The sequence below is a fragment of the Pseudoroseicyclus sp. H15 genome (assembly GCF_054353345.1).
The window spans coordinates 37,798-59,960 of the sequence record NZ_JBTHJE010000008.1 but is presented as its reverse complement, the minus strand read 5'-3'; the positions used below and the strand labels follow the sequence as shown (position 1 = coordinate 59,960).

Sequence of the window (22,163 nt, the reverse complement as noted above, 5' to 3'; positions counted from 1 at the left end):
ATGTTTGGAAAGCTTGGACATGGCCCAGCCCTTCGTCGGCGCGATCAGCGAGTATCTCGAGAATGACGCCCCGCAGGAGGTGCGCGACATCATCGCGGATGCCGGCAAGGGCGATGTCACCAATCCCGACTGGCCCTATGACGAGCGGCTGTCCAAGAAGAAGTACAAGAAGAAGATGGCCCGCCTGCAACGCCAGCTCGTTCGCCTGCAGGCCTCGGTCAAGGAGCGGGGCGACCGCATCGCCATCATCTTCGAAGGGCGCGACGCCGCCGGCAAGGGCGGCTCGATCAAGGCCTTCAGCGAGAACCTCAACCCGCGCGGCGCCCGCACCGTCGCCCTGCCGAAACCGACAGAAACGGAAGCCACGCAATGGTACTTCCAGCGCTACATCGCGCATCTGCCGGCGGCGGGCGAAATCGTGCTGTTCGACCGCTCGTGGTACAACCGCGGCGTGGTGGAGAAGGTGTTCGACTTCTGCACCGATGAAGAGCGCGCCAAATGGTTCAACCAGGTCGGCCCCTTCGAGCAGCTGCTCGTGGACGAAGGCATCCAGCTTTACAAGTTCTGGCTCAACATCGGCCGGTCGACACAGCTCGACCGCTTTCTCGACCGCGAGCAAGAGCCCCTGAAGCAATGGAAGCTCTCTTGGATCGACGTCGAGGGCCTCAAACGCTGGGATGCCTATTCAGAAGCTATCGAAGAGACGCTCTTCGTCACCCACACCACCCAGGCGCCCTGGACGATCGTGCGTGCCGATGACAAGCGCCGCGCCCGCATCAATCTGATCCGCACCGTGCTGCACGGCGTGGATTACGACGGCAAGGACATGGGCGAGATCGGCCCGGTGGACGAATCCATCGCCGGCGGCCCCGAGCTGTGGACGCGTGGCTGACATGGGCGGGGAAGACGGGCGCTGATGGCCAAGCGCGGCTACCATCACGGCAACCTCCGCGAGGCTCTCGTCGAAGCGGCGCTGAAGCTGATCGAGGAGAAGGGCCCGACCGGCTTCACCCTGTCGGAAGCCGCGCGCGAGGCAGGCGTGACGCCCGCCGCCGTCTACCGCCATTTCGAGGGCCGCGAAGACCTGATCGCCGAGGCGGCCCGCCAGGGCTATGAGATCTTCGGCGACCTGCTGGACTATGCCTATAACGGCGGCAAGCCGACGGCTCTGGCCGCCTTCGAGAAGGTCGGCCGAGCCTATCTGGCCTTCGCGCGGAAGTATCCGGGCCATTACGTCGCCATGTTCGAAAGCGGCGTGTCGATCCAGCGCAACCCCGATCTCGCTGCGGCCTCCGAGCGGGCGCTCGGCGTGATGCAGGAGGCCGCGGTGGCGCTGTCGGAACACATCCCCGAAAGTCGACGCCCGCCGCCGCAGATGTTCTCGGCCCATATCTGGGCGCTGAGCCACGGCGTGGTGGAGCTCTTCGCGCGCGGCTCGCCCGGCACCAAGTCGCCCTTCCCGCCCGAGGATCTGCTGGAGAGCGGCATCGGCGTGTACCTGCGCGGCCTGGGGCTGATCCCGCCCGACAAGTAACGGCGATTTCCATATGGAAATCGCGGGCGGAAACCATATGGTTTCCGCACCGTGCCGGCGGTCGCGCCCCACGATTTTCGCGCGAAAATCGTAACGGAAATCGCGCGATTTCCGTGCGTGGGCCACCGGCAAGCCCCCTTGAAGATGCCACCTTTTCCATCACCTGCCCGTCCGCCAAGCAGTTTCCGCCACATTCCCCATTGATCTTTGTCGCCGCTTCGCAAAGCTTCGACATCAAGAAGGCACCAAAGGGGGCAGCGAGGGGCAGATGGCGGGGGGATTTCTTTCCACCGAGCGCGGGCGCAGCGCCGCGCTTGTCACTCCGCCCTTCCTCTATGCCCTGCTCCTGCTGGCCGTGCCGCTCGGCGCCATCATCCTGTTCTCGTTCTGGCGCAAGGATGGCTACGACGTCGTCCCCGACTTCACGCTCGACAATTACCGCGAGTTTCTCGACGGCAAGGTCTACCAAGTGCTGCTGGGCCGGTCGCTGAAGGTCTCGGCCATCGTCACCTTCATCACGGTGCTGCTGGCCTATCCGATCGCCTATTTCATCTCGTTCAAGGTGCCGAACAACAAGAAGTCGCTCTGGCTGTTCCTTATCACCATCCCGTTCTGGACGAGCTATCTGGTGCGCGTGTTCCTGTGGAAGGTGATCCTTGGCTACAACGGCGTCATCAACTCGGGGCTGATGGAGATCGGGCTGATCGACGAGCCGCTGACCTTCATCCTCTACTCGGTCAATTCCGTCATCATCACGCTGGCCCATGCCTTCGCGCCCTTCGCCATCCTGCCTATCTTCGTGGTGCTGGAGAAGATCGACCGCTCTCTGCTTGAAGCAGCGCAAGACCTCGGCGAGAACCGCGTCACCACTTTCCTGCGGGTGACGCTGCCGCTCTCGATGCCCGGGCTGATGGCGGCGATCCTCATCGTCTTCATCCCCACCATCGGCGATTACGTGACGCCCGAGCTCATGGGCGGCTCCGGCGGCAAGCTCATCGCCAACATGATCCAGACGCAGTTTCTGCAGCTCAACAACGCCCCGCTCGGCGCAGCGCTGGCGATCATCGCCATGCTCTGCGTCACCGCGATTTCGCTGCTGCTGATCTTCCTCAACCGCCGCTGGCTGAGGGTCTGATCCATGGCGCTGCGCACCTACGCCATCCTCTACCTGATCTTCCTCTACGCGCCGATCGTGCTGCTGCCGATCTTCGCCTTCAACGACGGCACGATCATCGCCTTCCCGCTGCAGGGCTTCACCACCCAATGGTTCGGAGAGCTGTGGACGACGACGGCCCTGCACGATTCCGTCCGCAACTCGCTGTTCATAGCGGTGCTGACGGCGGTGTTCTCCACCCTGCTCGGCATGCTCACCGCCCGTGCCGGCTCGATGGCGAACTTCCCCGGCAAGGGCGGCATCATCGGCTTCATCATGCTGCCACTGGTGCTGCCTGAGATCATCGTCGCCGTCTCGCTGCTGGTCATGCTGCGCCAGGTGCTCGACATGGACCTCAGCAACTGGACGGTGATCGCCGCGCATACGCTGATGTGTACACCCTTCTCGGTCGCCATTCTCAACGGCGCTTTCGCCAGCCTCGACCCGGCGATGGAAGAGGCGGCGATGGATCTGGGCGAAAACCGGTGGAGCGCCTTCCGGCTGGTGATCCTGCCCTTGGTGATGCCCGGCATTATCTCCTCGATGCTGATCGCCTTCACCATCAGCCTCGACGAGTTCATCATCGCCTTCTTCCTCACCGGCGCGAACCCGACCATGCCGGTCTACATCTGGGGCCTGCTGCGCTTCCCCGCCAAGCTGCCGGTGGTGATGGCGCTCGGCACCATCCTCATCACGCTGTCCATCGTTCTGCTGTCGATGGCCGAATTCTTCCGCCGCCGCGGCCTACGCCGTGCCGGTATCGACGATCCCGGAGGCTTCATTTGACCGTCCAAGACACCCGGGCCCTGATCGAGCTGCGCGCCCTGCACAAATGGTATGGCGATTATCACGCCCTGCGCGGCATCGACCTGAAGATCCGCTCTGGCGAGTTCTTCTCGCTGCTGGGGCCCTCCGGCTGCGGCAAGACCACACTTCTGCGCACCATCGCCGGCTTCGAGGGCTTCAACGACGGCGCGATGTATATCGACGGCAAAGACATGAAGGGCGTGGCGGCCAACCACCGGCCCACCAACATGGTCTTCCAGAGCTACGCCATCTTCCCGCATCTGAGCGTGGCCGAGAACGTGGGGTTTGGCCTGCGCCGCGACAAGCGCAGCAAGGAAGAGAAGGCCAAGGCCGTGGGTGAGGCGCTGGAGATGGTGGGCCTCGGCGGCTACGGCGCCCGGCCGAGCCACGCGCTCTCCGGCGGGCAGCGGCAGCGCGTGGCGCTGGCCCGGGCGCTGATCCTGAAACCCAAGGTGCTGCTGCTCGACGAGCCGCTCTCGGCGCTCGACAAGAAGATGCGCGAGCAGATGCAGGTCGAGCTGATGAAGCTGCAGCGCGAGGTGGGGATCACCTTCATCCTGGTCACGCATGATCAGGAAGAGGCGCTGGTCATGTCCGACCGCATCGCGGTGATGTTTGAGGGCGAGATCGGCCAGCTCGGCGACCCGGAGTCGCTCTACCGCCGGCCCAACTCGGCACGCGTCGCGGCCTTCATCGGCATGATGAACTTCCTGCCCGGCGAGGTGACGGGCGAGACCCCCGGCGGCTACGAGGTGGACATGCCCGGGCTGGGACGCGCCGAAGTGGCGGCGGAGCAGCTCACCGCCGGCGGCTTTACTGGCGCCGCGCGCATTGGCATCCGGCCGGAGACGCTGTCGATCCTATTCGACAACGAGCCCGAGCGCGGCCGCGTGGCACAGGCGATGGTCGACGAGGTCGTCTATTATGGCGACATGACCTATTACGACGTGCGCATCGAGGGCGTGCCCGAGCCGCTGCGCATCTCGATGAAGAACCTCATCGGGCGCCCGGTGCTGGACGTCGGCACGGCGACACGCGTGGTGTGGGACGAGAAGGCGTTGGTGGTGCTGCCGGCGGAGTGAGGCGGGTTCGGAGCACAGATCATTCCGCCATCCAGCTCAAACAAGACGCTGTAGGGTCAAACCTGCTCTCAACCAATGCGAGACACCCCCGCTCCATCCCTCGCGCGGAATCAAGGCCTTCAGGCCGCCGCGCGAGCGCCTGCCCGTCCCCACGATCAGGCGCTTTGGTGAAGGCCGCGCTTAGCCCGCGTCCAGGAGGGACGTGGCAGACATAAATCACGTTCGCGGGAAAGGTGGAGCGCCACCCCACGGGCAGGCGTGCGAGGGAGTCGCCAGCGGCCAGGGCACATGCGACCAGCGTTCCAAAGGCGTACCCCGGTCTCTGGCTCCGCCCCACCGGGCGCACAAAGCGACAGCCCGGATCCCAGCCCCCCGCCCTCACCACGGCGCCCGCCGCTTGACCCGCGCCGCCCCATCGGCTTTGCCTTGAGCCACCCCGCCCCCGGGCGCCTGAAGGCCAAGCTCATGATCCGCACCCTCCTCCTCACCGCCGCCATCGCCCTCGCCCCCCTCGCCGCCAGCGCCCAGACCACCGCGCTCGGCGCGCTAAAGTTCACGCTCGACGCCATCGATACGCTCGACACGCTGGTCTACGGCGACGACAGCACGCGGCGGCAGGAGGAGCTTTCGGCCGCGATCACCTCACTCGATCAGCGGCTGACGGAGTATCTGGAGCTCGCACCGGGCCAGACGATCTCGCAGACCATGCGCGCCCAGCTCGATGCCTCCGATATCCGCGCCTATCAGCGCCAGCTCATCGGGGTTAGCTTCCAGCTCGATCTCTGCCGGCCCGATTGCCCGGCGGACGTGATCGCAAACCTCGATGGCACGCTCACCTCCGTCACCGGCGAAATCTCGGCCTACCAGCCCGCTGCCGATACGCTGGCGCTCGTAAGCCTCGCCGCCGCCACCTCCTCTGCCCTGCAGATGCAGGCAGAGGGCGCCACCCTGCGCGGCCCGGCAGCGGTGCAGGCGCTGGTGCGCAGCTGGTCCGGCAGCCGCACCTATGCCGATTGGGTTGAGGATTTCGACCGCGCAGGCGAGACGCTCGCCCGCGACTACCTGCTCGCACCCGGCAGCCCGCTGCCCGAGGCGGCGACGCTGGCCGACTTCCGCAATGCCCTCGTTGCCCAGCATGGCTACGAGATCGGCATGGCCGCCGCCCGCCAGGTGCTCGGTCAGCCCGGCCTTCTGCCGATGCGCCCCGGCGCCACCAGCGTGCTCTCCAGCGAAGGCGCGCCCTTCATCCTGGCGGGATGTATCCGTTTCTACGGTAACGCCTTCGCGCCCCGCGTGCAGGACATGGCCGATCTCGCCGCGATCCTCCGCGGGCCCGATGCCGTGGCGAACCCCGAGGCGCCGCATCGCTACCTCACCTTCGGCTATGGCGTCGCGTCGGGCTACGATGGAATTGTCATCCGCCGGCGGCTCATCTCTTCGGGGCGGATGCAGGGCGCCGGCGAGATGCTGGCCGACACCCGCGTGGTCACCCCGCCGATCACCACCGCCAGCGGCGAGTCCTTCGGGCCGTTCGCACTGCTCTACCGGACGACGGCCAGCAGCTGCGCCACGACCAACGCCCGCCTGCCCGACGGCGGCGACCTGATCGACCGCATCGCGGGGGATGCCGACTACGCCATCCCGGTCAGCCCCGAGCTCACGGCTTTCACAAACGGGCTGAACACGCTCAGCACCGAGTATTTCGAGCTGCGCTCGGCCATCTCAGCGCTGCAGGGGCTTCAGCGGCTCGTCTGACTCAGGCGGGCGGCAAGCCGGGCGAGCGCCTGCGGCTTGAGTCCGGGCGGGGAAACAGCCGCAACCGCTGTCGACGGCCCAAGGCCCCCCAAACGCAAAAAGGGCGGCCACGACGGGCCGCCCTCCTGCAATTCTGCGTCGAAGCTTAGCGCTTGGAGAACTGGAAGCTCCGGCGGGCCTTCGCCTTGCCGTACTTCTTGCGCTCGACCACGCGGCTGTCGCGGGTGAGGAAGCCGGCGGCCTTCAGCGCACCGCGCAGCGACGGATCGTAGAGCTGCAGCGCTTTGGAGATGCCGTGCTTCACCGCACCGGCCTGGCCCGAGAGGCCGCCGCCGGCGACGGTGGCGTACACATCGAATTCACCCGAAACGCCGGCAACCTGGAAGGGCTGGCGCAGGATCATCTGCAGCACAGGGCGGGCGAAGTAGACGGCCATTTCCTTGCCGTTCACGGTGACCTTGCCGGAGCCCGGCTTGATCCACACGCGGGCAACGGCGTCTTTGCGCTTGCCGGTGGCGTAGGAGCGGCCGAGCGAATCGCGCTGCGGCTCGCGGGGGGTCATCGTCTCGGCAGCGGTATCGACAGTGCCGGTGGCGACGTCGCCCAGCTCTTCGAGCGAGTTGACTTGATCGGCCATTACACGCTCCTCGTGTTTTTGCTGTTCATGGCTTTGACATCGAGCACTTCGGGCTTTTGAGCCTCCATGTTGTGCTCGGGGCCGGCGAAGACGCGCAGATGGGTCATCTGCTGACGGCTCAGCTTGCCGCCCGGCAGCATGCGCTTCACGGCCTGCATGACGACGCGCTCGGGGTGCTCGCCTTCAAGGATCTGGCCGGTGGTGCGGGATTTGATGCCGCCCGGATAGCCGGTGTGCCAGTAGTTGGGCTTGTCGCGCTTGCGGCCGGTCAGCTGCACCTTGTCCGCATTCACGACGATCACGTTGTCGCCCATGTCCATATGCGGGGTGAAGGTGGCCTTGTGCTTGCCGCGCAGGCGCATGGCGATGATCGAGGCGAGGCGGCCGAGAACGACGCCTTCAGCGTCGATCACGATCCACTTCTTGTCGATCTCCGCCGGAGTTGCGGAATAGGTTTTCATGTCAGTGCCTTCGCATCGGGGGCAAGGAAGCCAGTTCCAAGCCCGGAAACTTTCGGATGGGCGGGTTATAGAGATAGCCGACATCGCGTCAAGTGGCGCGCGCCTCTAAAAAATACGCGTTTTCAATGACTTGAAATATAGGTATTCAGATACCTCACGCCTCCATCGAACTCGGCGGGCTTTCCAGCAGCCGGCTCACCCGGCGCAGCGCCTCGGCGAAATCGGCATCCGCCCCCACCGCCGTCAGCGCCAGCCGCACCGCATTGGGCGCGCGCCCGTCGATCAGGGCGAATTCGTCCGCCGCCTTGAGCTGAACAGCCTGAGCCTCTGCCGCCCGCAGGAAGGACGAAGCCCGCCAGCCGCGCGGCATCGGCAGCCAGGCGAAGGGCACGTAATCGCGCGTGACCAGCTCGAAGCGGCCAAGCGCGGCGCGCGTCATCTCGACCCGCCGCTGGTTCGCCGCCTTCACCTCGGCCTCGATCTCACCGGCGGCGCCGCTTTGCATGGCGTGGGTCATCAGGTCCCGAAGCGGGCGCGGCAGGCCGAAGAACTGCTGATGGGCCGCCACGCGCGCGGCCCCCGCCGCACCGGGCGGGCCGATGAGCGCGCCGAGCCGCAGATCGGGCGAGATGGATTTCGACAGCGACGAGACGACCCATGTCCGCTCGGGCACGAGCAGCCGGTAGCCCGGCAGGCCGATCTCGGCATAGCCGAAGCAATCGTCCTCGATGATCTGCAGGCCGCGGGCCCGCGCTATGCCGGCGATCTCGCGGCGCCGGGCAAGGCTGGTACAATTGGTGGTGGGATTGTGCGCATTGGCGGAGCTGACGAAGACCTGCGCCCCGGTCTCTGCCGCCGCCCTGTCAAGCGCCTCGGGCAGCGGGCCCTCTTCATCAAAGCCGATGCCGCGCACCTCGGCCCGCAGCAGAGCCGCCGCATGGCGGATGCCGGGATAGGCGAGCTCCTCTGTCAGCACCACGGGGCGCGGCCCGTGCAGCAGCGCCATGAAGCCGGTGACCAGCGCGTGCTGGGCGCCGAGCGTCAGCACCAGATCGTCGGCGTCGATCTCGCCATGATCCGGGCCGCCGGTGCGGCGGGCCATGGCGGCGCGCAGCTCGCGATCCATCCCGTCCTGAGGATAGAAGCGGTAAGCATCCTCTTCGGGCGCCGGCAGCTCGCGCATCAGCCTGTGCAGCACGGCGCCCTGCCCCACATGCGCCACCTGGGCGGAGCGCAGGTTGAACACGTCGGGCGGCACCTGCGCCATCATGTAGGGCACATCTTCCTTCGGCTCCGCCCGGCCGCCGGCGACGAAGGTGCCGCGGCCGACGCCAGCCTCCAGCACACCCTGATCGACGAGGTCCTTGTAGGCCCGCGCCACGGTGCCCGGCGTCACCCCGATCCGCCAGGCGACATCCCGCACCGCCGGCAGCCGCGCGCCGGGCGGGAGCGTGCCCTGTGCAATCGCCTCGCGGACCGACAGGCCGATGGCCTGATGCTTGGCGCCGCCGGGCGCCGCCGAAAGATCAGGGAGCCAATTTGTAACCATCACAATTTATCCATGGACACTTCGGATCGGATCAATGTACCAATGTATCGAGCCAAACGCAATATTGTATCGGTACAAAAGGAGCCAGACCATGCCTTCGCTCAACGCCTCTTCCGCGCCCCGGATTCACACCGGCCTCGGCGAGACCGGGCGTAAGGGCTGGGTGCATGCGCTCGCTCGCTGGAGCCATCGCTATTCCTCCCGCCGCAGCCTGGCCCGTCTCGACGACGACATGCTGCGCGATATCGGCCTGTCCCGCGCCCAGGCCGAGGACGAGGCATTGCTTCCCTTCTGGAAGCCCTGAATCCCCGGCGCTTCCTGAGCCTGGGGGCCGGTTCGCCGGCCCCCTTTTTTGTTTTATCAACCGTATGCTCGCGCGGGCACCTACAGCCCGTAGATGCCGCCGAATTTCTCCTCGAGATAGCTCAGCAGCGGCTCCTCGCTCGGCGCGCCGCCGATGGCGCGGGCGATCAGATCCTTCGCCTCATAAAGCCCGCCATGCTGCTGCACCTTCTCGCGCAGCCAGCCCGTGGCGCGCGAAGTGTCGCCCTGCGCCAGGTCTTCATCCAGATCGGGCAGGTCATTCCGCATCGCTTCGTTCAGGCAGCCGGCATAGACATTGCCCAGCGAATAGGTGGGGAAGTAGCCGAAGAGCCCTTCGGACCAATGCACATCCTGCAGCAGGCCGTTCGAGGGCTTGTCGACGCTGAAGCCGAAATCCTTGAGGAAGCGCTCGTTCCACGCCCCCTCCAGATCGGCGACGTGCAGATCGCCCCCAATCAGCGCCCGCTCGATGTCGAAGCGCAGCATGACGTGCAGATTGTACTGCACCTCATCGGCCTCGGTGCGGATGAAGCCGTCGTGCACGGCGTTGACCGCGGCGTAGAAGGCATCCTCGCTCTCGATCCCGAAATCGCCGAAGCTGTCGCGCATCTGCCCGTAGAGCCAGCCGGTGAAGGCACGGCTGCGGCCGAGCTGGTTCTCGTAGATGCGGCTCTGGCTTTCGTGCACGCCCATCGAGACGCCCTGCCCCAGCGGGGTCAGCAGATAGGCATCGTCGATATTCTGCTCGTAGGTGGCGTGGCCGACCTCGTGGATGGTCGAATAGAAGCAGTTGAACGGATCGGTCGGGTTGGTGCGCGTGGTGATGCGCACATCCAGCCCCGAGCCGGAGGAGAAGGGGTGGACAGCCTTGTCGATGCGCCCCCGCTCGAAATCGTAGCCGAAGGCCTCCGCCAGCTTGGTGGAAAGGGCCATCTGCGCCCCCTCCTCGAAGATGCCGGAGACATGGGGCGCACGCTCCTGCCCGCGGATAGCCTCGCGCAGGCTGACGAGCCCGGGGCGGAGCGCGTCGAACATCGCGGCGATCTCGGCGGATTTGGCGCCCGGCTCGTAATCTTCCAGCAGCGCGTCGTAGAGCGAGGTCTCGTTGCCGGCGAGGCAGGCGGCCTCTTCGCGGCGCAGCTCCAGCACCTCGGACAGCGCCGGCAGAAAGGCGGCGACATCCTCGGCCTCCCGCGCCTTCGCCCAGATCTTGTGGGCGCGCGAGGTGGCCCGGGCGAGGTCGGCGGCGAGGCGTGAGGGCACCTTCATGGTGCGCTCGTAGTCGCGACGGATCAGGCGCAGGTTGGCGCGCTCGACATCGTTCGCAGGCTCCGCCGCCGCCAGCCACTCGCCGATCTGGGGCGCCGTGCGGCGGGCGTGCAGCAGGCTGGCCATCGCCGCATGCTCCTCGGCCCGCTGCTGGATGGCGCCGGGGGGCATGAAGGTCTCCATGTCCCAGCCGAGCCGGCCGGCGACCTGGGAGAGCGCCTCTGTCTCGCGCTGGAAGGTCATCAGATCATCATAGGCGCTCATGGGCTTACCCCCGGATGGATGTGACAAGCGGATAGCGCGCATAGAAGCGCGCCCGCAGGATCAGGCAGAAGGCGGCGACGGCGCCGATCTGGTGCAGCGAGGCCATGTAGAGCGGCGCCGAATAGAGCGCGGTGACGATGCCCAGCACCACCTGCACGAGGATCATCGCCAGCGCGGCATAGACAGCGCCGCGCGTGTGGCGGTGCGGACTCTTGCGGGCGCGGAAGAAGATGCCGATGGCGAAGGCCAGCACCAGATAGGCGACGATGCGGTGGATGAACTGCACCAACCCGGCATCTTCGAAGAAGTTGCGCCAGATGGGCTCGATCGCGAAGGGATCGGGGGGCAGGAAGCTCGTGCCATCCATCGTCGGCCAATGGGGGAACGCCCGGCCCGCGTCGATGCCGGCGACCAGCGCGCCGATGAGGATCTGCACAAAGGTCAGATGCATCAGCCCGGTGGCCATGCCGAAGAGCGAGCGCTCCCCGGCGCGGCGGGCCTGCAGCAGATCGGATTCGCGCCGCCTCAGCCGCAGCCAGAACCAGTAGATCGCCCCGAGGATGCCGAACGCCAGCCCCAAATGGGTGGCGAGCCGGTAGGAGGCGACGGAATACATCCCCGCCTCCAGCCCCGAGGCCACCATCCACCAGCCGATGGCGCCCTGGATGCCGATGAGCACGCCGATCGTGAAGAGCCGCCCCGTCCAGCCGGTCGGGATGCGCTTGGTCAGCAGGAAGAACAGGAAACCGACGATCCAGACCAGGCCGACGAAGCGGCCGAGCTGGCGATGGCCCCATTCCCACCAATAGATGCTCTTGAACTCGCTCAGCTCCATGCCGCGGTTCAGGATCTCGTATTGCGGGCTGGCCTGGTACTTGGCGAATTCCTCCGCCCAGGCGGTCTCGCTCGTCGGCGGCACGGCGCCGGAGACGGGGTTCCATTCGGTGATCGAGAGGCCACTCTCCGTCAGCCGGGTCAGCCCGCCGATCAGCACCATGGCGGCGACGAGGATGAATAGCATGACCAGCCAGATGCGAATGGTGCCGCGGCTGTCGCGCCGGCCCCTGTCGATGCCGCCGGGGGCGGCGGCGGCCTTTTGGGTGGTGCCCACCTCTTCGAAGATCGTGCGACGTTTCTCGGCCATCAGCCCCGCTCCCTTCCCCGTTCTGCCCAGCGCACCATGGCGCGCATCACGCCGTGGAGCATCTGCACATCACTGCGCGTCATGCCCGCCCGGCTGAGATAATTGCGCAGCACGATCTTCATGCCGGGCGCCTTCTCGGGCGGAAAGAAATATCGGGCGGCCTCGAGCCGCTCCTCCCAGTGATCGGCGAGCCTCTCCAGCTCGATCACAGGCGCCGGCTCGGCCCCTGCCAACTCCAGCCGCTCCGCCGGCGGCGCATCGCTGGCGCGGCGCCACTCGTAGGAGAGCAGGTTGACGGCCTGGGCGAGGTTGAGCGAGGCGAAATCGGGATTGACCGGGATCGAGACGATGGCCTCGGCCCGGGCGATATCGTCATTCTCCAGCCCCGCCCGCTCTGGCCCGAAGATCACAGCCGTCCGCTCGCCCTTGAGCGCGGCGGCATGGCATTCGCGCATGGCCTGTTCGGGTGTAACGACCCGCTTGGTCAGGCCCCGCGGCCGCGCCGTTGTGGCATAGACTCTGGTGCAATCGGCCAGAGCCTCGGCAGTGGTGGCAAAGACCCCCGCATGGTCGAGCACGCGGCCCGCGCCGGAGGCCATGGCGCCCGCCGCCGGGTTCGGCCAGCCGTCGCGCGGGGCGACGAGGCGCATGTGATCGAGCCCGAAGTTCAGCATGCCGCGCGCCGCGGCGCCGATGTTCTCGCCCATCTGCGGGCGCACGAGCACGATGGCGGGCGGCGTGAAGGGCGCCGGATCGGCGGCGATGGGGGCTTCTTCGGTCATGCGCCGGCGTGATACGCTTGAGCCATGGGGCGCACAAGCGGGGGCTTGGCCAATGGCATATGACAAGGGCGTGGCCGAGCTGCTGCGCGAACGGCTGGCAGATCATTATCCGCGCGAGCAACGCATGTTCGGCGGGCTGGCCTTCATGGTGGACGGGCACATGGTGGCCTGCGCCACCGGCGACGGCGCCCTCCTCCGCCCCGGCAAGGCGGGCATGGACGAGGCGCTGGCGCTTCCTGGCGTCGTGCCAATGCAGATGGGCGCCCGCACCATGGGTGGCTTCGTGCTCGCCGAGGGTGAGGCGATTGCCGACGAGGAGGTGCTGGAGCAGCTTCTGGCGATGTCGCTGGCGACGGTGCGCGAGCTGCCGGCGAAAGAATAGCGGCGTGGCGGGCTGAAGCCCTACCGCGCCGCCGGACTGTAGGCCGGGCTTCAGCCCGCCATTCGCCTCCCCCCTCGCCATGCCCGCCAAAGCCCGCTAGAACGCCGCGCGCAATCAAGGAATGCTCCGATGGCTGAAGACGACGACACGCCGCAGATCTACCTCGTCACCCCCGCCGATTTTGAGCTCTCCGCCTTTCTGCCCCGGCTCGAGGCCTGCCTCGACGCGGTAGAGGTGGCCTGCCTGCGCATCGCGCTCGGTGGCGGCGATGAAGACCGGATCGGCCGCGCCGCAGACGGGCTGCGCGAAGCCGCCCATGCCCGCGACATCCCCATCGTGCTGGAAACGCATGGGTTGATCGCCAAGGCGCATGGGCTCGACGGCGTTCACCTGATGGACGGCGCCCGCCAGGTGCGTCTCTGGCGCAAGGAATTCGGCGAGGACGGCATCGTCGGTGCATATTGCTCGGGCTCGCGGCACGAAGGGCTGAATGCCGGCGAGCTGGGGGCGGATTACGTCTCCTTCGGGCCGGTCGGCGCAACGTCGCTTGGGCGCGGCGAACCGGTGGACCTGGATGTCTTCGACTGGTGGAGCCAGGTCGTCGAGGTGCCCGTGGTCGCCGAAGGCGCCCTGACGGAAGAGCTGATCCGTCAGCTGACGCCCATGGCCGATTTCTTCGCCATCGGCGAGGAGATCTGGCGCGAGGACGATGCCGCCGCCGCCCTCGCCCGCCTCGCCGCCGCGCGCGGCTAACCTTCCCCGAACATCTCGCGCACCGCCGCCTCGGCCGCGGCGGCCAGGGCCTTGCGGCTCGGCTGGCCCGCGGCGGGCAGCGGCGTGGCGTAATGCACATCGACGCGCCCCTGCCGCCAGCGGCCTAGCACGGCGAGGAAATGCGGCGCAAAGCCCAGGCTGCCGAACCAGCCGTAAAAGCGCGGCTCTGCCCCCGGCGGCGCCGTATAGCGGATGGCGATGGACTGGATGGCGAGCCCCGGCGCCATGCCCGGCGCCAGGAAGGCGGCGAAGAGCGTGGGCTTGAAGGGCAGGATGCGCCGCCCGTCGGTGGAGGTGCCCTCGGGGAAGAACAGCAGCAGCTCGCCCTGCCCCACGCGCTCGGCGATCTGGCCGACCTGCGCGCCGGCCTCGCGCCGCTCGCCCCGGCGGATGAAGAGCGTGCCAGTCGCCCGCGCCAGCCAGCCGATCACCGCCCAGTCTGCCACCTCGGACTTGGCGACGAAGGTCAGCCGCTGCCCCGCCACCAGCACGAAGATGTCGAGCCAGGAGGCATGGTTGGCCACCAACGCCCCGCCCCGGTGCATGGGTGTTCCATGCCGTCGCAGCCGCAGCCCCATGATGGCAAGCGCCGCGATGCAGACGCACTGCTGCAGCCGCGAGCTCCAGGGGCGGCGGCCCCCGGCAGCCAGCCGCTCGATCAGGTGGATCAGCAGGTACAGGCCCAGCCCGCCCAGCAGCAGCACCGCCAGCACCGCGAGGCGGGGAATTGCGATGAGCCAGCCGTGCCAGGCGAGACGCGGCGGCTCCGGCGGAAGGTCCGGCACCCAGGTCATCGCCGCTCGCGCCCGTAAAGGCTCAGCGCACGGCCGGTCAGCCTGTCGGTCTGCAGCAGCAGGCAGATGTCGATGGTCTTGAAGGCATGGTCGATGAACGCGCCCTCGCCGACATGGCCGCCGAGGCGCAGATAGCCCTTGATCAGCGCCGGCATGGAGATCATCTCGGCGCGGCGATCGACCTCCATCTGCCGGTCCATCTCGACAAAGGCGCGGGAGCGCACGCGGATCTCCTCTGGCGCCAGATAGCTTTGATGCAGCAGCGACAATGGCCCGGCGATGGCATCGGGGTCGGTGCCGTGAAACGAGGCCGTGCCGAAAAGCAGCTCGATCTCGCGCTCGGCGACATAGGCGCCAAGGCCCTGCCAGAGGCGGAACATGGCGGCGCCGCCGCGGTAGTCGGGATGCAGGCACGAGCGCCCAAGCTCCAGCAGGCGCCGGCCGCTGCGCAGGAGCGGCGCGAGGGCGAATTCGCTGTCGGTATAGAAACCGCCGGCCCGCTCGGCTGCCTCTTCGCCCAGCAGGCGGTAAAGGCCGATGACATGCTCGCCCTCGGGCCGGGCCGGATCGACAACGATCATGTGGTCGCAATGCGCATCGAAGGCGTCGCGTTCTTCGCCGGCGACATGGTCGACCAGCGGCCCGTCGCCGCCCAGCTCTTCCACGAAAACCGCATAGCGCAGCCGCGCCGCTGCCCGCAGATCGCTGGCGCTCGTCGCGAGGCGAAGCTGCAGGCTTTCGGGCGAGGTCATCGGCGGGCGTCTCCGGGCGTCTATGGGGCGGCTGTTGGCTGGCGCAGCGGCCTTCTAGTCGGCACGGCGCCGCAGGGGAAGACGGGCCGCGGTGGCGCCGGCGCGGCCCTGGGCGGCTGGACCGGTGCGAAAGCGGTCGTTAACCATATTTAAAGGCTGCCGGCGCCATGCTGCGGCATCAGCCGCGCGGCAGGAGGATGAGACAGATGGCAACACCCTCGGGCGGCCCCGACCGGCCCATGGCGCCGGTGCGCTCAGCCAGCGGAAACCAGCGTCAGCCCTACCCTGTCGCCATCAATCACCTGCTTGCCGGCTTCGCGGAAGTTCACCGTGATCCGGCCGCCGATGTTCGACTGCACCTGCCCCTCGCCCCAATCCGGCCTGTCCGGATGGGCGACGATCATGCCGGGCGTCAGGATGTCGTTCACGCCGATCATGCGGTCTCCTTTCAGCCCCCTGGCCCCCTGGGCCTTGGCGAGGGCCTGTCATGACGCGGGCGCTGGACCTTGCAGCCCTCGTCGGCTCGCGCATCTGCCATGACCTTATCTCTCCCCTCGGCGCCATCGGCAACGGGGTGGAGCTGATGGGCATGTCGGGCCGGATGGACGGCCCGGAGATGGAGCTGATCGGCGAAAGCGTCGAGGCGGCGAATGCGCGGCTGCGGTTCTTCCGCATCGCCTTTGGCAGTGCCAGCGCCGGCGCCGTGATCAGCCGCAGCGAGATCGTCTCAACCCTCGCCGCCGTCTCGCGCAGCGGACGGATCGGCTATGAATGGGGCGTTGAGGGCGAGGTGCAGCGCCGCGAGGTGAAGGTGATCTTCCTGCTGCTACAATGCCTTGAGACGGCCATGCCTTTTGGCGGCGACATCGGCATCACCCGCAACGAGGTGGGCCGCTGGCGCCTGTCGGCCGAGGGGCGCGACATGCGCATCGCCGACGATCTGTGGGAAAGCCTGCAGGGCCGGCCCGCCAGGGTCGATCCCAGCCCCGGGACGGTGCAGTTTCTGCTGGTGCCCGAGGTGATGGAGGCGTTCGATCTGTCGCTGGCCCTCAAACTTGGCGAAGGTCGCATCATCGCCCAGTTCTGAGCGCCTGCACCTCTGCCGCCGGCGCGGCCCAGCCGGAGAGCTCGGCCCCGCGCGATTTCAGCGCGCGCACCAGCCGCGATTTCACCGTCTCAAGCCGCGGCGCCTCGGCGAGGTCGGCGTGGCTGGCAACCCAGATCGGCACCGAGACTTGCGACAGATCGTGCGGCAGGCGCCGCAGCTCGGGCGCCGCATCGCCCACGATGCAGGGCAGGATGGCGCTGCCCATGCCCGCCGCCGCCATGCGCGCCAGCACCAGAAAGCTGTCGGCCCCGCCGCGCACCGGCGCGCCGCCGGTCTGCTCCTCCAGCCAGGCTGCCGGCACGGCGCGGGCGAGCGCGCCGCGCAGGCCCAGCCAGCAATCGGCTCCGCCGGGCGCGGCATAGGCGGCGAAGCCGAGCGTGCCGGCCTGAACCCCGAAGAGGTCATCGGGCAGCCGCATGGCGGGCCGCACGGTGAGATCGGCGGCAAGACGGCCGAGATCGACGTGGTGATTGGCGGCGAAAAGGTCGATGGCCATGCCCTCGCGCGAGAGCTCCGCGAGGATTTCGGGCAGGACGCCCTGGCAGAAGCTGTCAGTCGAGGTCACGCGCAGGGGCACCACCCCTTCCCCGCCCTCGCCGCCCCGCGCCGCCCGCGCCACGGCATCGAAGGCCTGCGCCGCCTCGCGCGCCCGTTCGATGACATGCAGCTGCTCGGGGAGCACGGCGTAGCCCGCCGCCTCGCGCCGGAAGATCAGCGTGCCGAGCGCTGCCTCGAAGGCGTTGACGCGGCGCAGAACCGTGGCGTGGTTCACGCCCATGCGCCGCGCCGCCGCCGTGACGCTGCCCGTCTCGGCCACGGCGAGCACGTAGCGCAGGTCGTTCCAGTTGCCCTGGCCCTCTTTGCCGTTCGCCCCGGTCATGCCGCCCTCGCCCCTGATCTCGTGCATCGAATGATAGACGATCCGCAGAAATCGTCAGTGGTCATACCGAACCAGCGGCGTACCATCTGAATCAATTCACGATTCCTTTTATCGGAGGCCTCCATGCCCATCCGCCGCATTCTCCCCGCCGTTGCTGTCGCCGCCGCCGGCCTTGCCGCCCCCGCCTTCGCGCAGGGGATGGACCCGGCCGAAGCCGCCATCCACGCCCGCCAGAGCCACATGGTTCTGCAGCAGACGTTCCTGATGCCGCTCGGCGGCATGGCGCAGGGCAACATCCCCTATGATGCCGAAACGGCTGGCCTCGCCGCTGCCAACCTCGCCGCCGTCTCGTCGGTCGACCCGTTCCTCTACTTCCCTGAAGGCACCTCCAGCGCCGATATGGAAGGCACGCGCGCCCTGCCCGCGATCTGGGAAGACCCCGAAGGCTTCGCCGCCGCCTGGGACGCGCTCGATGTGGCCACGGCTGAGCTCGCCAGCGTCGCCGGCAACAGCCTTGAAGAGCTGCAGGGCGCATTCGGCCCGGTCGGCATGTCGTGCGGCGGCTGCCACCGCAATTATCGCATGTCCGAATAAGGGCGATGCGCCGGTTCGCCCAGATCTTCTGGGCGCTCGTCCTGATCGGGGCGGGCGCCTTCTGGCTTTTGACCCTGCCCAACCGGCTGCCGGCCGAGGCGGTGGAGGGCGTGACGGGCGATGCCGAGGCGGGCGCCTATGCCTTCGCCGCCGCAGGCTGCGCAAATTGCCATGTGGCGCCCGATATGGTGCCGGGCGACGCGCCTGTGCTCTCGGGCGGGCAGGCCTTCCCCTCGCCCTTCGGCACGTTCCACGCGCCGAACATCTCGCCCGAACCAGAGGCTGGCATCGGCAGCTGGAGCGAGGCCGACATCGTCCAGGCGATCCTGCGAGGGGTGACGCCCGAAGGCGCGCATCTCTACCCGGCCTTCCCCTATACGACCTACATCCGCAGCGACGTGCAGACGGCCTTCGACATTGCCGCCTATGTGCAGACGCTCCCACCGTCCGACACGGCGAGCCTGCCGCATGATGTGAGCTTTCCCTTCAACATCCGGCGCGGGCTTGGCCTGTGGAAGCGGCTTTTCCTAAACGATGACTGGGTATTGGCCGGCGATCTTGATGCAAAAGTTGAACGGGGACGCCTGCTGGTGGAATCGCTCGCCCATTGCGCCGAGTGCCACACGCCCCGCAACGCGTTCGGCGCGACTGACAGCTCGCGCTGGATGGCGGGCGGCCCGGTGCCGGGCGGCGACGGCAGCTTCCCCAACATCACGCCCGCCGAGCTGAACTGGAGCGAGGCGCAGATCGCGGAGTATCTCAAATCGGGCTTCACGCCTGATTTCGACACGGCGGGCGGCGAGATGGCCGAGGTCATCCAGTCGACCTCGCGGCTGAGCGATGACGACCGGCTCGCCATCGCCGCCTATCTCAAGGCGATCCCGCCTATCCCCTGATCCGCGCCAGCAGCGCCTCTGCCGCCCGCCTTCCGGGCGGCGGGCCGCTGCGGCCGAGCAGCTCCATGCACTCGGCCATGGCGGCGCGCTGGGGGCCGGGGTCTTCCAGCACATCCATCAGTGCATCGGCCATCAGGTCGGGGTCGCAGCGGGAGCCGATGAACTCCGGCACGGTGCGGCTGTCGGTCACCAGATTGACCAGCGTCACGGTGTCGGTTGTCAGCAAGCGCGAGATGATCTGCCGGCTCGTCCAGGCCATGTCGTAGCCGATCACCATGGGCGTCGCATTCGCCGCCAGCTCCAGCGAGACGGTGCCGGAGGCGGCAAGCGCGAAATCGGCAGCGCGGAAGGCGGCGGCCTTCTCGCTGCCGGTGCGGTCGAAGGACGGCTCGATCAGGATGGGCTGGATCGACCAATCGGCCACCGCCTCTCTCACCATCTCCGCTACCGGCGCCGCCACGGGCAACACCACCTTGGTCTCGGGCCGCACCCTCAGCACCCGCTCGATGGTGGCGCCGAAGCGCTCCATCAGGCGGGAGATCTCGGTGCGGCGAGAGCCCGGCAGCGCCAGAAGCAGGGGCGCCGCGCCGATATTGTGGCGCTCGCGGAAGCCCGTGGCATCTTCCTCGGCGGCGACGGGCAGCGTCACCACCGGGTGGCCGACGAAATCGCAGGCCATGCCGGCCTCGCGCATATAGGGCGGCTCGAAGGGCAGCAGCGCCAGCACATGGTCGACATGCCGCGCCATGGTGCGCGCCCGCCCGGGCCGCCAGGCCCAGACGGAGGGTGCCACGTAATGGGAGATCGGGATGGACGGGTCACCGGCGCGGACCAGCTTGTCGACGCGCAGGCAAAATTCCGGCGAATCGATGGTGAGCAGCAGGTCGGGCTTCGCCGCCAGCACGGCATCGGCGGTCTGCCTTATGCGGCGCTTGAGGTGAAAGTAGTTCGGCAGAATCTCCGCCAGCCCCATGAGAGAGAGCTCGCTCATGTCGAACAGGCTGGTCAGCCCCTGCGCCTCCATCCGCGGGCCGCCGACGCCCTCGAAGGTGATATCCGGAACCAGCGTGCGCAGGCCGGACATGACCGATTGGCCGAGCGCGTCGCCCGAGGGCTCGCCGGCGATGACGAATATCTTCACGGGCGTATCCACAGCCAGAGGCCCGCAGCATCGAGCCGGGCGATGGTGTCTTCGGGGTCGAGCAGCATCACGCCGCCGGCCTGAATGATGATGCCGGCCAGACGGGCCTCTGCCGCCTGGGCCGCGGTCCATGCCCCGATGGCGGGCAGATCGGCGCGCCGCTCCTGCCCCGGCTTCGGGCCTTTGTAGAGCACGGCGCCTGGGGGCGAGAGCCGGATCAGCGCCTCGGTGCCCGCCTCGCCCTCGCGGGCGACCACCTTGCCGCCTTGCATCAGCACCGCCTGGCCGAGATCGGCCTGGCCCATATGCTCCAGCGCCGCGATGCCCGCGCGGGCGTCCGCCTCGGCCTCCGGCGGAGGCTGAAGGCGGGTGGGAACGCCGGGCTCCGGCAGCAGCTCGGGCATCAGATCGGTAGCGCCGACGACTGTGATGCCCGCCTCCTCGAAGATGGCGATGAGTTCGCGCAAAGCCCCGTCGTCGCCAAGCTCCAGCGCGTGCAGCAGGCGGGGCACGAGCGGCTGGGTGGCAGCGTCGATGAGCTGCGGGTCGATGGCCGGCCGGCGCACGGCCCCGGCCATGCAAAGCTCTGTCACGCCACGCTCCTGCAGCTTGGCAACGAAGCTGCCGAGCTGCTCAAGGCGGAAGCGAAGGTCGACCGGCAGCTCGGGCTCTGCTCCATCCAGCGCGCAGACAAGGCCACCCAGGCGCGAGCGCAAAATGGGCGGCAAGCGCCCCTCGCCTGCAATCAGTGCGCGCATCAATGCGGCGTCAGGAAGGACCGGTCGGTCGCGCCCAGGATGAAGGCGACAAGCTCCTTCACCAGCGGCGAGCTCGCCTCGGCCTGCAGCCGCTCGGCGCGGTCGTGGAAGGTGCCCTCGCCGTCTTTCAGCGCGTCAAAGGCGGCGCGCAGGGCGGTTATGTCGCCGCGCGGCACCCCCGCCCGCTTGAGGCCGACCAGGTTCAGCCCGTCGAGCGTGCCGCGCGGGGCCTGAACGAGGCCGTAGGGCACGACATCCTTCGTCACCATGGTGACGGCGCCGATGATGGCGCCGCGCCCGATGCGCACCCATTGGTGCACGCCCGAGAGGCCGCCGATGATGACATCGTCGCCGATCTCGCAATGCCCGGCGATGGCGACGGAATTGGCGAGGACGACGTTGTCGCCCACTTGCGCATCATGCGCGACATGCGCGCCAGCCATGTAGAGCCCGCCGCTGCCAACGCGCGTCACCCCGCCGCCGCCTTCGGTGCCCAGATGCATGGTGACATGCTCGCGGATGCGGTTGCGGGCGCCGATGACCAGCCGGGTCTTCTCGCCGGCATATTTCAGATCCTGCGGCACCTCGCCGATGACGGCGAAGGAGAAGATCACGCAGCCCTCGCCGATTTCGGTATCGCCGGTGACCACGACATGGCTCTTCAGCTCGACATCGCGCCCGAGCTTCACCTCTGGCCCGACATGGCAGAAGGGGCCGATCCTGCACCCTTCGCCGATCTCGGCGCCGGCCTCGATAATGGCCGATGGGTGAATGTCGGCGGTCATGCGCGGGCGCCCAGATCCATCATCGCCGTGAAGTCGGCCTCTGCCGCCAGCTCGCCCTCGACGGTGGCGCGTCCGCGGAACTTCCACACCTTGCCGCCGGCCTTGCCGCGCGTGGTCTCAAGCTCCATGCGAAGCTGGTCGCCGGGCACGACCATGCGGCGGAATTTGCAATTGTCGATGGCCATGAAATAGACGAGCAGGTTGCCCTCGGTCAGCCCCAGCGTCGTGCCCACCATCACCGCAGCCGTCTGCGCCATCGCCTCGACGATGGTGACGCCGGGCATGATGGGGTTGCCGGGGAAGTGGCCCTGGAAGTGGGGCTCGTTCATCGAGACATTTTTGAGGCCCACCGCGCGCGCCGTGCCCTCGATATCGACAACGCGGTCGACGAGGAGAAAGGGGTAGCGGTGCGGCAGGATCTTCTGGATCAGATGGATATCGGCCGTCACCGGCGCATCGGCGGCACTGTCTTGCGTGGCCGCGCCCGGCTGCTGATCGGTCATGTCATCGTCTCCTTCTGGCGATGACTGCCTACCAA

General features: G+C 67.9%; 26 protein-coding genes. 12 read left to right on the top strand and 14 right to left on the bottom strand.

Annotated elements, in window-relative coordinates; all coding sequences use genetic code 11:
- The first annotated feature begins 19 nt into the window (after positions 1-19).
- The 6 genes from ppk2 (at position 20) to ACXN5S_RS18150 (ending at position 6,331) form a co-directional block, all read left to right on the top strand.
- Positions 20-892 carry a polyphosphate kinase 2 gene (gene ppk2 / locus ACXN5S_RS18175; protein WP_458606900.1) on the top strand — a complete coding sequence of 291 codons (873 nt, stop codon included), beginning with the start codon at positions 20-22 and terminating at the stop codon, positions 890-892.
- Positions 893-916: 24 nt separating this feature from the next.
- Positions 917-1,534 (top strand): TetR/AcrR family transcriptional regulator, encoded by a 618-nt coding sequence (locus tag ACXN5S_RS18170; protein WP_458606899.1) that lies wholly within the window; start codon positions 917-919, stop codon positions 1,532-1,534.
- Between the two features lie 268 nt (positions 1,535-1,802).
- On the top strand, positions 1,803-2,669 hold the full coding sequence (locus ACXN5S_RS18165; RefSeq protein ID WP_458606898.1) for an ABC transporter permease: 867 nt from the start codon (positions 1,803-1,805) through the stop codon (positions 2,667-2,669).
- A 3-nt stretch (positions 2,670-2,672) separates the two neighbouring features.
- Positions 2,673-3,473: an ABC transporter permease gene (locus tag ACXN5S_RS18160; protein WP_458606897.1), complete on the top strand. Its 801-nt coding sequence runs from the start codon at positions 2,673-2,675 to the stop codon at positions 3,471-3,473.
- On the top strand, positions 3,470-4,576 hold the full coding sequence (locus ACXN5S_RS18155) for an ABC transporter ATP-binding protein (protein WP_458606896.1): 1,107 nt from the start codon (positions 3,470-3,472) through the stop codon (positions 4,574-4,576). The genes ACXN5S_RS18160 and ACXN5S_RS18155 overlap by 4 nt, the downstream gene beginning before the upstream one ends.
- Positions 4,577-5,041: 465 nt before the next feature.
- A complete protein-coding gene (locus ACXN5S_RS18150) occupies positions 5,042-6,331 on the top strand; it encodes a hypothetical protein (RefSeq protein WP_458606895.1) in 1,290 nt (429 codons plus the stop codon).
- A 145-nt stretch (positions 6,332-6,476) separates the two neighbouring features.
- Here the strand turns inward: ACXN5S_RS18150 and rpsI are convergent, their stop codons facing one another.
- The 3 genes from rpsI to ACXN5S_RS18135 all read right to left on the bottom strand — a co-directional run bounded on the left by rpsI (position 6,477) and on the right by ACXN5S_RS18135 (position 8,978).
- Positions 6,477-6,968: a 30S ribosomal protein S9 gene (rpsI, locus tag ACXN5S_RS18145; RefSeq protein WP_458606894.1), complete on the bottom strand. Its 492-nt coding sequence runs from the start codon at positions 6,966-6,968 to the stop codon at positions 6,477-6,479.
- Positions 6,968-7,429, bottom strand: a complete 462-nt coding sequence (gene rplM, locus ACXN5S_RS18140) for a 50S ribosomal protein L13 (protein WP_458606893.1) — start codon at positions 7,427-7,429, stop codon at positions 6,968-6,970. Before rplM ends, rpsI begins: the two co-directional genes overlap by 1 nt.
- Before the next feature lie 154 nt (positions 7,430-7,583).
- Complete coding sequence (locus ACXN5S_RS18135) at positions 7,584-8,978, bottom strand: aminotransferase-like domain-containing protein (protein ID WP_458606892.1); 1,395 nt, start codon at positions 8,976-8,978, stop codon at positions 7,584-7,586.
- 91 nt (positions 8,979-9,069) lie between these two features.
- Here ACXN5S_RS18135 and ACXN5S_RS18130 point away from each other — a divergent pair, with 91 nt between their 5' ends.
- On the top strand, positions 9,070-9,282 hold the full coding sequence (locus tag ACXN5S_RS18130) for a DUF1127 domain-containing protein (protein WP_458606891.1): 213 nt from the start codon (positions 9,070-9,072) through the stop codon (positions 9,280-9,282).
- Positions 9,283-9,362: 80 nt separating this feature from the next.
- On the opposite strand, the gene ACXN5S_RS18125 is transcribed toward ACXN5S_RS18130, so the two are convergent.
- Genes ACXN5S_RS18125 through ACXN5S_RS18115 form a run of 3 tightly spaced genes read right to left on the bottom strand, consistent with a single transcriptional unit; the run spans position 9,363 to position 12,761 of the window.
- A complete protein-coding gene (locus ACXN5S_RS18125; RefSeq protein ID WP_458606890.1) occupies positions 9,363-10,835 on the bottom strand; it encodes a carboxypeptidase M32 in 1,473 nt (490 codons plus the stop codon).
- Between the two features lie 4 nt (positions 10,836-10,839).
- The gene (ctaA, locus tag ACXN5S_RS18120; RefSeq protein ID WP_458606889.1) at positions 10,840-11,979 is read right to left on the bottom strand and encodes a heme A synthase; all 1,140 of its coding nucleotides are present in this window, start codon (positions 11,977-11,979) and stop codon (positions 10,840-10,842) included.
- Positions 11,979-12,761, bottom strand: a complete 783-nt coding sequence (locus ACXN5S_RS18115) for an RNA methyltransferase (RefSeq protein WP_458606888.1) — start codon at positions 12,759-12,761, stop codon at positions 11,979-11,981. Before ACXN5S_RS18115 ends, ctaA begins: the two co-directional genes overlap by 1 nt.
- Positions 12,762-12,813: 52 nt before the next feature.
- On the opposite strand from ACXN5S_RS18115, the gene ACXN5S_RS18110 reads away from it, so the two are divergent.
- Positions 12,814-13,143 carry a TfoX/Sxy family protein gene (locus tag ACXN5S_RS18110; RefSeq protein WP_458606887.1) on the top strand — a complete coding sequence of 110 codons (330 nt, stop codon included), beginning with the start codon at positions 12,814-12,816 and terminating at the stop codon, positions 13,141-13,143.
- 129 nt (positions 13,144-13,272) lie between these two features.
- Positions 13,273-13,896, top strand: a complete 624-nt coding sequence (locus ACXN5S_RS18105) for a thiamine phosphate synthase (protein ID WP_458606886.1) — start codon at positions 13,273-13,275, stop codon at positions 13,894-13,896.
- Here the strand turns inward: ACXN5S_RS18105 and olsA are convergent.
- The 3 genes from olsA to ACXN5S_RS18090 form a co-directional block, all read right to left on the bottom strand.
- Entirely contained in the window at positions 13,893-14,711 is an 819-nt protein-coding gene (gene olsA / locus ACXN5S_RS18100) for a lyso-ornithine lipid O-acyltransferase (protein ID WP_458606885.1), read from the bottom strand. The genes ACXN5S_RS18105 and olsA overlap by 4 nt on opposite strands.
- Entirely contained in the window at positions 14,708-15,463 is a 756-nt protein-coding gene (gene olsB / locus ACXN5S_RS18095; RefSeq protein WP_458606884.1) for a l-ornithine N(alpha)-acyltransferase, read from the bottom strand. Before olsB ends, olsA begins: the two co-directional genes overlap by 4 nt.
- A gap of 254 nt (positions 15,464-15,717) precedes the next feature.
- Positions 15,718-15,900, bottom strand: coding sequence for a DUF3553 domain-containing protein (locus tag ACXN5S_RS18090; RefSeq protein WP_458606883.1), 183 nt, complete (start codon positions 15,898-15,900; stop codon positions 15,718-15,720).
- Positions 15,901-15,950: 50 nt separating this feature from the next.
- Here ACXN5S_RS18090 and ACXN5S_RS18085 point away from each other — a divergent pair, with 50 nt between their 5' ends.
- On the top strand, positions 15,951-16,550 hold the full coding sequence (locus tag ACXN5S_RS18085) for a histidine phosphotransferase family protein (protein ID WP_458606882.1): 600 nt from the start codon (positions 15,951-15,953) through the stop codon (positions 16,548-16,550).
- On the opposite strand, the gene ACXN5S_RS18080 is transcribed toward ACXN5S_RS18085, so the two are convergent.
- A complete protein-coding gene (locus tag ACXN5S_RS18080) occupies positions 16,534-17,478 on the bottom strand; it encodes a LysR family transcriptional regulator (protein ID WP_458606881.1) in 945 nt (314 codons plus the stop codon). The genes ACXN5S_RS18085 and ACXN5S_RS18080 overlap by 17 nt on opposite strands.
- 96 nt (positions 17,479-17,574) lie before the next feature.
- Here ACXN5S_RS18080 and ACXN5S_RS18075 point away from each other — a divergent pair, with 96 nt between their 5' ends.
- Together ACXN5S_RS18075 and ACXN5S_RS18070 are read left to right on the top strand one after the other, a co-directional pair.
- Complete coding sequence (locus tag ACXN5S_RS18075; protein WP_458606880.1) at positions 17,575-18,045, top strand: c-type cytochrome; 471 nt, start codon at positions 17,575-17,577, stop codon at positions 18,043-18,045.
- 5 nt (positions 18,046-18,050) lie between these two features.
- Positions 18,051-18,941, top strand: coding sequence for a c-type cytochrome (locus tag ACXN5S_RS18070; protein WP_458606879.1), 891 nt, complete (start codon positions 18,051-18,053; stop codon positions 18,939-18,941).
- On the opposite strand, the gene lpxB is transcribed toward ACXN5S_RS18070, so the two are convergent.
- Genes lpxB through fabZ form a run of 4 tightly spaced genes read right to left on the bottom strand, consistent with a single transcriptional unit; the run spans position 18,931 to position 22,128 of the window.
- Complete coding sequence (gene lpxB, locus ACXN5S_RS18065; RefSeq protein WP_458606878.1) at positions 18,931-20,082, bottom strand: lipid-A-disaccharide synthase; 1,152 nt, start codon at positions 20,080-20,082, stop codon at positions 18,931-18,933. The genes ACXN5S_RS18070 and lpxB overlap by 11 nt on opposite strands.
- On the bottom strand, positions 20,079-20,840 hold the full coding sequence (locus tag ACXN5S_RS18060) for an LpxI family protein (RefSeq protein ID WP_458606877.1): 762 nt from the start codon (positions 20,838-20,840) through the stop codon (positions 20,079-20,081). Before ACXN5S_RS18060 ends, lpxB begins: the two co-directional genes overlap by 4 nt.
- Positions 20,840-21,625, bottom strand: coding sequence for an acyl-ACP--UDP-N-acetylglucosamine O-acyltransferase (lpxA, locus tag ACXN5S_RS18055; protein ID WP_458606876.1), 786 nt, complete (start codon positions 21,623-21,625; stop codon positions 20,840-20,842). Before lpxA ends, ACXN5S_RS18060 begins: the two co-directional genes overlap by 1 nt.
- Positions 21,622-22,128 (bottom strand): 3-hydroxyacyl-ACP dehydratase FabZ, encoded by a 507-nt coding sequence (fabZ, locus tag ACXN5S_RS18050; RefSeq protein ID WP_458606875.1) that lies wholly within the window; start codon positions 22,126-22,128, stop codon positions 21,622-21,624. The genes lpxA and fabZ overlap by 4 nt, the downstream gene beginning before the upstream one ends.
- Between the last annotated feature and the right edge of the window lie 35 nt (positions 22,129-22,163).

Excerpts from the sequence above, each read along its gene's own strand:
- ACXN5S_RS18135 (WP_458606892.1), bottom strand. The coding sequence starts at position 8,978 with ATGGTTACAAATTGGCTCCCTGATCTTTCGGCGGCGCCCGGCGGCGCC.
- ACXN5S_RS18130 (WP_458606891.1), top strand. The coding sequence starts at position 9,070 with ATGCCTTCGCTCAACGCCTCTTCCGCGCCCCGGATTCACACCGGCCTC.
- ACXN5S_RS18165 (WP_458606898.1), top strand. The coding sequence starts at position 1,803 with ATGGCGGGGGGATTTCTTTCCACCGAGCGCGGGCGCAGCGCCGCGCTT.
- rpsI (WP_458606894.1), bottom strand. The coding sequence starts at position 6,968 with ATGGCCGATCAAGTCAACTCGCTCGAAGAGCTGGGCGACGTCGCCACC.
- olsB (WP_458606884.1), bottom strand. The coding sequence starts at position 15,463 with ATGACCTCGCCCGAAAGCCTGCAGCTTCGCCTCGCGACGAGCGCCAGC.
- ACXN5S_RS18160 (WP_458606897.1), top strand. The coding sequence starts at position 2,673 with ATGGCGCTGCGCACCTACGCCATCCTCTACCTGATCTTCCTCTACGCG.
- ACXN5S_RS18085 (WP_458606882.1), top strand. The coding sequence starts at position 15,951 with ATGACGCGGGCGCTGGACCTTGCAGCCCTCGTCGGCTCGCGCATCTGC.
- fabZ (WP_458606875.1), bottom strand. The coding sequence starts at position 22,128 with ATGACCGATCAGCAGCCGGGCGCGGCCACGCAAGACAGTGCCGCCGAT.
- lpxA (WP_458606876.1), bottom strand. The coding sequence starts at position 21,625 with ATGACCGCCGACATTCACCCATCGGCCATTATCGAGGCCGGCGCCGAG.
- ppk2 (WP_458606900.1), top strand. The coding sequence starts at position 20 with ATGGCCCAGCCCTTCGTCGGCGCGATCAGCGAGTATCTCGAGAATGAC.
- ACXN5S_RS18070 (WP_458606879.1), top strand. The coding sequence starts at position 18,051 with ATGCGCCGGTTCGCCCAGATCTTCTGGGCGCTCGTCCTGATCGGGGCG.
- ctaA (WP_458606889.1), bottom strand. The coding sequence starts at position 11,979 with ATGGCCGAGAAACGTCGCACGATCTTCGAAGAGGTGGGCACCACCCAA.
- ACXN5S_RS18150 (WP_458606895.1), top strand. The coding sequence starts at position 5,042 with ATGATCCGCACCCTCCTCCTCACCGCCGCCATCGCCCTCGCCCCCCTC.
- ACXN5S_RS18080 (WP_458606881.1), bottom strand. The coding sequence starts at position 17,478 with ATGCACGAGATCAGGGGCGAGGGCGGCATGACCGGGGCGAACGGCAAA.
- ACXN5S_RS18090 (WP_458606883.1), bottom strand. The coding sequence starts at position 15,900 with ATGATCGGCGTGAACGACATCCTGACGCCCGGCATGATCGTCGCCCAT.
- ACXN5S_RS18115 (WP_458606888.1), bottom strand. The coding sequence starts at position 12,761 with ATGACCGAAGAAGCCCCCATCGCCGCCGATCCGGCGCCCTTCACGCCG.
- ACXN5S_RS18125 (WP_458606890.1), bottom strand. The coding sequence starts at position 10,835 with ATGAGCGCCTATGATGATCTGATGACCTTCCAGCGCGAGACAGAGGCG.
- ACXN5S_RS18170 (WP_458606899.1), top strand. The coding sequence starts at position 917 with ATGGCCAAGCGCGGCTACCATCACGGCAACCTCCGCGAGGCTCTCGTC.
- ACXN5S_RS18075 (WP_458606880.1), top strand. The coding sequence starts at position 17,575 with ATGCCCATCCGCCGCATTCTCCCCGCCGTTGCTGTCGCCGCCGCCGGC.
- ACXN5S_RS18060 (WP_458606877.1), bottom strand. The coding sequence starts at position 20,840 with ATGCGCGCACTGATTGCAGGCGAGGGGCGCTTGCCGCCCATTTTGCGC.
- olsA (WP_458606885.1), bottom strand. The coding sequence starts at position 14,711 with ATGACCTGGGTGCCGGACCTTCCGCCGGAGCCGCCGCGTCTCGCCTGG.
- ACXN5S_RS18110 (WP_458606887.1), top strand. The coding sequence starts at position 12,814 with ATGGCATATGACAAGGGCGTGGCCGAGCTGCTGCGCGAACGGCTGGCA.
- ACXN5S_RS18105 (WP_458606886.1), top strand. The coding sequence starts at position 13,273 with ATGGCTGAAGACGACGACACGCCGCAGATCTACCTCGTCACCCCCGCC.
- rplM (WP_458606893.1), bottom strand. The coding sequence starts at position 7,429 with ATGAAAACCTATTCCGCAACTCCGGCGGAGATCGACAAGAAGTGGATC.